Source organism: Ureibacillus aquaedulcis (genome assembly GCF_030418165.1).
GTDB lineage: Bacteria > Bacillota > Bacilli > Bacillales_A > Planococcaceae > Ureibacillus > Ureibacillus aquaedulcis.
The window spans coordinates 174,216-182,150 of the sequence record NZ_JAUHTQ010000008.1 but is presented as its reverse complement, the minus strand read 5'-3'; the positions used below and the strand labels follow the sequence as shown (position 1 = coordinate 182,150).

Sequence of the window (7,935 nt, the reverse complement as noted above, 5' to 3'; positions counted from 1 at the left end):
CGAGTAGGAAAATGGCGTTTTTTTGATATAGCTAAAATTGATTTCCGTTGCGGGGACGCGCATCCTCGGGCACGGCTCGACACGAGCGTCTCTGCCTCGTGCTGTTCCCCCAGGAGTCGCCCCTCCACTCCAATCAATTTATACAGTATCAATTTCTTAATATGGATTCTTCCATCATTCAAAGAATTCTTACTTCTGTCCCAGCCTCTTTTTGGTATTTAATAAATGATTTCTTTTCGAATGCACTTTTAATATAGAATTTTGCCGGTAAGTCTATCAAATTCTCTTATTTCCAAACAACAACTCTTCAATATCGTACAAAGGCATCGGTTTTCCGAAATAATACCCCTGTGCTTCGTTGCATTTCAAGTCGTACAGGAAGGCTGCCTGTTCTTTTGTTTCGACGCCCTCGGCAATGACTTCCAGGTTCAGGATGTGGGCGAGATGGATTATGGCATTAATAATTTTCGCGTCGTTTTGGTCAACCATTAGTTCATGGATGAAGGAGCGGTCTATTTTCAACCGATGAATCGGGAAGTTTTTCAGGTAATTGAGTGAGCTATAGCCTTTTCCGAAATCATCCATCGCGATTTGCACACCTAACTGATTTAATTCTTCCATTACCGATATGGCGTGCTTCACATCCATTGCCATGGATTCCGTAATTTCGATTTCCAGGTAGTGCGGCTCAATATTAGATTGTGTTAATGCTTGGTGTACTTTCTCGACAATTGAGTGGCTCAGGAAATCCTGCGGAGATAAATTGACGGCTATTTTGACAAGTGGAAGTCCACGGGCTTTCCAGCTGCTCAGTTGCTGACAGGCTTGCTGCAAAACAAAGTCACCCAAAAGTGTGGCCATTCCCATTTCCTCGGCAAGGGGGATGATGTCCCCCGGCAAAATGAGGCCCAGCTTAGGATGATTCCATCGTACCAACGCCTCTAGACCAATAATCATTTGCGAACACAAGCTCACTTGCGGTTGATAATACAATTCCAGATGATTCAGCTGAATCGCGTGCCTTAAATCCTGTTCAAAGGTTAATTTTTCAAAATAGCGATGGCCGATTTCCGAGTCATACAAGACATAATTATTTTTCCCCTTTTCTTTTGCACGGTACATTGCCGTATCCGCCCTGCGGAACAATGAGCCCGCCTCAGGGTTGCAGTCCTGATGTATCGCAATGCCGATGCTTGTACTAATATGGAACTCATATTCGTCGATCACAAAACTTCTTTTGAATAACTCCAGTATTTTTTCGGCAAATGAAGTGACCTCACGTAAATCCGTATAATCGGTCAGGATGATCGTAAACTCATCCCCACCCATACGATATAGCTCCGCATTGTCGGGCAAGGAATCATGCAAACGCTTGGTTACCTCGGTCAAAAGCCAATCCCCTTTTTCATGGCCCAGCGTATCATTGATAAATTTAAATCGGTCCAGATCAAGCAAGAAAATCGATAAGGTTCCTCCATTTTCTTTCACTAATCCCAGCTTTTCTTCCAGCGTTCCATTGAAGCTTCTTCGATTCGGAAGTCCCGTTAATTCGTCATGATAGGCCAGGTAGCGAATCTGTTCCTTGGTTTTATGCCGTTCCGTTATATCTTTGAGCTGTGCAAATGCACCTGTCAGTTCTCCATTGGGGTTATAAAGCGGAATTCCATCGAACAAGGCAATAACTTGATTTCCTGTCTTTCTATCCAAAAACTTTATCTCGATATTTGAAAAATCTTTTCCTTGTAATACTTGCTTTAGATAAGCGCCAAAGTAACTTTCCTCATCAATTACAGAGTTTCTTTCCCAACCTGTATAGGATTGTCCAATCTCGTTGATTGCAGTGATGGTGCCGGTTTTATCAATTTCAACGATGCCGTTTTTCGAGGATTCAATGACAACTTGATTGAGTATATTTAATCTGGTATTGGAATCTTTTAACTGGATTTCCCTTTCAATCGCATTGACGACGGAATACAGCATGGTCAAGAGAAGTGGGCTCTGGAATTCCAATAACGTGATGATGGTCATTGTGCCCTTTCTCTTTCCATCAGATTCAAATGTCAGCGGCACTGTATAGCAGGCGATTCCATGAAAGAATGTTTTATAATGCTGCATCCCTACAACTTGAGTTGGTTGGTTTGAGGTTAACGCCAGACTGATGGAGTTCGTTCCATAGTCTTCTTCCGTACATTCAATGCCAATTCGGGCTCCTAGTTTTTCGAAGTTTTGATTGAGCTTGTCATCTCCCTTGATGTCCAGCAAGGTTCCTTCCTCATCCGTGACAATCAGCAGAAACGGAATGCCCTGTACCATTTGAAATAGCTGATCGGCAAAAAAGTCCAGTACATCAAATAACTTTGCAAACTCAAGTAATTTTTTCTGCAAATCTGCATCGCTACAATATCTTGTTGCTGGAAATTTATCTGGATCCATTCCAATCCTTTCACAATGTTTCTGGGATTCTATTATATTTTGTGAAAAATCAATTTTGGGTAAATTCAAGACGCAGCACTCCCTTCAAGCAAACCGTTCTCATCGACATATTTATAGTAATATAACTGTATTATAACATTGAATAGCAAATATTTATTAATTTTTATGAGCTGATACCGTTCTCATCTTTCTCTTCCCCATCACTGCCGAATTGCATCAGTATTCCTTCCATAAAAATATCGACAAACTGTTTGCTTTCCTCCTGAAGGCTGTAGTGATCGCCAAATGCGATCCAATCATAGAGATTGCCGCGCATACATCTAGTAATCAACACCGCAATTCTTTCCGCGTTTGCCTCTTTCACTAATTCCCCGCGTTCAATTGAACTATTCACAAAATGAATAAGTATTCTATAAAGACTTCGTTCGGTATTGTTAAAGAAGTGATTCTCGCTTTCGTTTAAGCCATTTGAATAGACCGTCCTCATTAAATCTTTGCCAAGCTCATGCTCAAGATAATGCATTTGACCTTGAAATAACTTTAAAATTTTCTCTTTAAGAGCGTCTTCTTCAGCTATCGTTTGGACGAAGGTTTCGTAGAAAGTATCGATTTCTTTAAATTTTTCCAGGAAGATTCCATACTTCGAATGGAAGTGGCCATAAAATGCCCCTTTGGAACTTTTACTTTTTTCCACAATCTCATCCACCGTAACTCGATCAAATCCCTTTTTCTGAAATAACTCCAATGCCGTTTCGAAAATCCGCTGCCTTGTTTTTTCGGCCTGCATTTGCCGATTCCCTTTCCTCATCGCTTGCCTCCATTCCCATGTATTTTTAGTTAAGATTATCGCCCACTTAAATGTCATTTTTCTCAATTTATCAGAATTGTCAGAATAGTATTGACTTTTAATTTATCATTGTTTTATTATTTAGACTAGAGTCTATGAAATTTATTTTTTCGAGTTAAATGAAATCGTTTTTGCAATTATGGGGAGGGGGTTAACGATGGATATTATGGGGGATCGCACGCTGCCAGCACTGTTGAAGGAAAAAGTGGATATTCATCCAGAGAAGCTCTTTATTGCTTTTGAAGATGTCGAGGGGAATCAAACGACTAAAGCGTATCGCGAATTTTATGAAGAAGTGCTGAAACTGGGCAATGCCCTGCTGGACTTGAATATAAAGCCTGGCGATCATGTTACATTGCATTTGCCGAACAATATCGAGTTTTTGACGACTTGGTTTGCGTTGGCACATATCGGGGCAATCATGGTCCCGACCAATATCTTGTCGAGTGCGGATGAAATGCATTACGTCATTAATCATTCGGAATCTGTTTTATTGATTACAGAGGAAGAGCATGTGGAAAAATTTCTGCAGATGACAGGGGAACTTCCTACGATACAACACATCATATTAACCCGTTTTAAGAACCAATCTACCACACTCTTAAATTACGATCATCTCATAGCCAAAGCTTCTACAGATAGTAGTCGTTTTCCAGAAGTTCGGGCCCAAGATGTCGTTGGTATGCTTTACACATCAGGTACTACATCCAAACCAAAAGGCGTGCAAGTGACAAATGCAAATTATATCTTTACCGGCGAGTTGATGTCTAAATGTATCGTCGCAACCGAAGATGACCGGATGTTTATCGTCCTGCCGCTTTTCCACGGCAATGCCCAATATTATTCATCAATGCCCGCATTGGTCGTTGGCGGAAGTATTGCATTAACGGAGAAATTCAGTGCATCCCGTTACTTTAAGCAAGCCAAATCCCTTGGTGCCACGGTCGGTTCCTTATTTGCTGCACCGATCCGCATGATTCTGGCAAAGGATTATGATGCAAACGACAAAGACAATCCAATTCGGTTGGTTCTGTTTGCCCAGTCGATTGCGGAGCATCAAATTCAGGAGTTTGAGGAAAAGTTTGATCTAAAATTGCTGCAGTTGTATGGCATGACCGAAACAGTAGGCATCCCGCTTATCAATCCATTAAACGGGATTCGGAAAAACCTCAGTATCGGCAGACCGAGTATCGGCTATGAAGTAAAACTGATTGATGAAAACGGAGATGAAGTCCCCAACGGAGCTGTTGGACAAATTGCGGTAAAGGGAGTACCTGGCAGGACCATCATGAAGCAATATTTCAAGAATGAAGAAGCCACACGGCAAACCCTGCAAAACGGCTGGCTGCTGACCGGTGATAATGCCCGTATCGGGGAGGATGGCTATTTCTACTTCGTTGACCGTGTGAAGGATATGATTAAACGTTCGGGTGAAAATGTCGCCGCGCAAGAGGTTGAAAGCGTTTTAACACAACACCTAGCCGTTTACGAAACGGCGGTAATCGGCGTTCCTGATGACATGAGAGATGAAGCGATAAAGGCTTTCGTCATTCTAAATAAGGGAATGCGCGTTACACAAGAAGAACTCATTCAATTCTGCAAGGTTCGGCTAGCAAAATTTAAGGTACCCGATTCCATCGAGTTTGTGGAGGAGTTTCCGCGAACGCCCGTTGGAAAGATTCAAAAACATATTTTAAGAAATTCGTACTCTATTAAATAATGAGAAAGTAGGTTCTTTATGAAAAAAGCGAAGATTTTAATGGCTAGTTTAGTCGGGTCCATTATCGAATGGTATGACTTTTACTTGTATGGAACGGCAACAGGTTTAGTATTCTCCACGCTTTTCTTCCCAAACCATGATCCGGCAGTGTCCATCTTGATTGCATTTGCCACATTTGGTGCCGGGTATGCGGCAAGACCAATCGGAAGCATTATCTTTGGGCATATGGGTGACCGTATCGGACGCAAGGCTTCCTTGATGCTGACGCTTATCGGGATGGGTGGAAGCTCGTTTTTGATTGGGCTTTTGCCAACATATGCTCAAATCGGTATTGTGGCACCTGCACTACTAGTTTTATTGCGGTTGATGCAAGGAATTGCTCTTGGCGGTGAATGGGGTGGAGCTGTTCTGTTGGCAACTGAATCGGCCAATAAAGGAATCCGCGGATTTTTCGGTTCCGTGCCTCAATTAGGGGTGCCGATTGGGTTGGTATTGGGTACATTCAGTTTCACATTAATTAGTGCTTTGACGACTGAAGCCCAATTCATGGCTTGGGGATGGCGCCTTCCCTTCCTATTCAGTATCGTGTTGATCGTCATCGCCGTTTGGATTCGAAGCGGCATCGAGGAAACACCAGAATTTCAGAGGAAAAAAGAACAAGGTGAACTTGCGAAAATTCCCGTTGTGGAAGTTTTCAAATACAACAAAAAAGATATTTTCCGCCTAATTGGCTTAAAACTGGGTGATGGCTTCTTCAATGTATTCTTAATGTCCTTTATATTGGTATATGCTACAACATATTTGGATTACTCCCGTGATACGGCACTATTGGGCTTAACGCTAAGCTGTGCAACGATGATCATTACGATTCCAATCGCCGGTTATCTTTCCGACTTTATCGGCCGTAAAATGATCTACACAGGCGGCCTGATAGCCATGCTTGTTTTAGCCATTCCTTATTTCATGGCGATTCCGGTAAGTACTGGCTGGTTCTTCACAATGCAAGTGCTTTTACTTGGGGTTGTATGGGGAGCCATCTTTGCGACGCAAGGGACATTATTCTCTGAGCTATTTCCTGCAAAAGTTCGTTATACCGGGCTATCACTCGGCTATCAAATTGCTGCAGCCATCGTAGGATTCGGCCCGATGATCTGGACAGCCATGGGCACTAATTATGGTGCTTCCCCTATGGTATTTGGCGGGTTTATGATGGTCAGCCTTGTGATTTCCCTGGTGCTGATTCTCTTCGCTCCAGATACACGTGTTATCACGAAATATGAGGATTTAGAGGAAGAGCAGATTACGCGTTTGAATGGTGAGGCGGAACAGGAGAAAGCTGTTAATCTTACGTAAGCGCGCAGTGAAAGGAAAAAAAGCAAAGAGCAGTGAACCACGTGAAAGTTATGTCCTTCGTCTAATTGATGGAGGGCATTTTTTTGCGTGGTTTGTTGTGGTTGATGTTTATTTTGGTGATAGGTGAATTAATACTTACCGATGAATACAAAAGTATTAAGGATAGCACCCCTAATTTCGCAGGTGCGCAAATCGATTTCGTGTATGACATCAGATGTTAACTAAAAAAAGATTGTCTTAGCGAGTAGCAGACAATCCCTTTGCATTCGTTTTTTCTACTAATGGTTTCAAATGTGTTGCCAGTTCGCTGACTAATTCTTTCACCGTAATTTGCTCATTTTCATTGCCGCGCTGTATCGCATACTCCAAAATTTGTTTAAACTCTTCCTGAATATCCATAGTCTCCACAGACACTACCTCCTAAGCAATTCATACCTATCTATGCAAATATCTTCCCATAAAAAATAGATTGCAAACATTAAAATACTATAAAATATCATTACATATATTTAGGAACTGTTTTGTTTATGTATCAAGCGTTGAATAGTTTGGGTGCCGGGCACGCACCACTAAATTTCCTACCATTTGAAGCAGTTTCCCTTTTGTATCGTCGTAATAGCTACCCCTTTGCTACCGTTAGGAAGGTTCCCCCTTATACAACTGCGCAATACCTATCGTTTTTCCACCGTTCGATGCCGCTAGCCCCTTATAGTGGGGCACACAAAAAACTCCGAAACGATTCATAATCATTTCGAAGTTGTTTTTGTATCAGGCACCTGTTGGGTCCAAACTTTGTAGCCTTTTCCGTTCAAGTGAATACCATCTATGGTGTATTCTTTTTTCAATTGGCCCTCTTCATCGGTGAAATACGGAAACAGGTCCAGGAAGTGAACATTGAGTTCTTTTGCTGTTTCTTTTAGCGCTTTGTTAAAGCGTTTGACTTTGTCATTGGTTACTTTATCGCCATAAATCGAGTTGTTTACCGGGAGGATGGATTGGATATAGATTTCCGTTTTGCTCTTTGCAAAAGATTCAATAATTTTTCGGATGTTTCCGATATAAGCATCCTGCTCCACTTTTGTTCTTATATCATTTACCCCAATCAGCAAGTATACTTCCTTGGCATTCCTGCCGACCACTTCATTAATCCGATTCAGCACCCCTGCGGAAGTATCTTTACTAATTCCCCGATTCAATACTACTTGATCCGGGTAGAACTCCTGAAACTCTCCATGATCCGTAATGCTGTCGCCAACAAAGATTTTATCAACACGGGTAGTTTCCGTGGATTCGAAAATGTCCTTTTTCTGCAAGTAGTAGTTGGAGTATTTTGGGGAGACTTCCACCCCAGCGAGTTCCCTTTTCAAGGAGCCGTTCCCCCCTCTTTTAGATGTCACAAAAAAACTGATAACTACAAAACATAAAATCATTGATACCATGAATAAATTCTTTCTTTTTTCCAAAAATCATTCCCCCGCTTTCTAGGCTGTTTTCAATTTGTTTGGAGGGTTTCCATAAGAAACTTTGCATATTTGCTATTCTACAATTATGTTCCCCAAACCTTCATTATAAAAACTGGTTT

The 7,935-nt window shown here is 41.8% G+C and carries 6 protein-coding genes; 2 read left to right on the top strand and 4 right to left on the bottom strand.

Translation table 11 applies throughout. The annotated features are described in order from the left end of the window. Positions 1 to 276 precede the first annotated feature (276 nt). Together QYB95_RS12320 and QYB95_RS12315 are read right to left on the bottom strand one after the other, a co-directional pair. Entirely contained in the window at positions 277 to 2,502 is a 2,226-nt protein-coding gene (locus QYB95_RS12320) for an EAL domain-containing protein (RefSeq protein WP_301138628.1), read from the bottom strand. 94 nt (positions 2,503 to 2,596) lie between these two features. After that, on the bottom strand, positions 2,597 to 3,241 hold the full coding sequence (locus QYB95_RS12315; protein ID WP_301138627.1) for a TetR/AcrR family transcriptional regulator: 645 nt from the start codon (positions 3,239 to 3,241) through the stop codon (positions 2,597 to 2,599). Positions 3,242 to 3,437: 196 nt separating this feature from the next. Between QYB95_RS12315 and QYB95_RS12310 the strand changes: the two genes are divergently transcribed. After that, positions 3,438 to 5,000, top strand: coding sequence for an AMP-binding protein (locus QYB95_RS12310; protein ID WP_301138626.1), 1,563 nt, complete (start codon positions 3,438 to 3,440; stop codon positions 4,998 to 5,000). Positions 5,001 to 5,018: 18 nt separating this feature from the next. After that, entirely contained in the window at positions 5,019 to 6,353 is a 1,335-nt protein-coding gene (locus tag QYB95_RS12305; protein ID WP_301138625.1) for an MFS transporter, read from the top strand. Positions 6,354 to 6,590: 237 nt separating this feature from the next. Here QYB95_RS12305 and QYB95_RS12300 read toward each other — a convergent pair whose 3' ends face one another. Next, on the bottom strand, positions 6,591 to 6,752 hold the full coding sequence (locus tag QYB95_RS12300; RefSeq protein WP_486395121.1) for a YwzD family small protein: 162 nt from the start codon (positions 6,750 to 6,752) through the stop codon (positions 6,591 to 6,593). Positions 6,753 to 7,099: 347 nt separating this feature from the next. Continuing rightward, positions 7,100 to 7,720, bottom strand: coding sequence for a GDSL-type esterase/lipase family protein (locus tag QYB95_RS12295; RefSeq protein WP_301138623.1), 621 nt, complete (start codon positions 7,718 to 7,720; stop codon positions 7,100 to 7,102). Positions 7,721 to 7,935 lie beyond the last annotated feature (215 nt).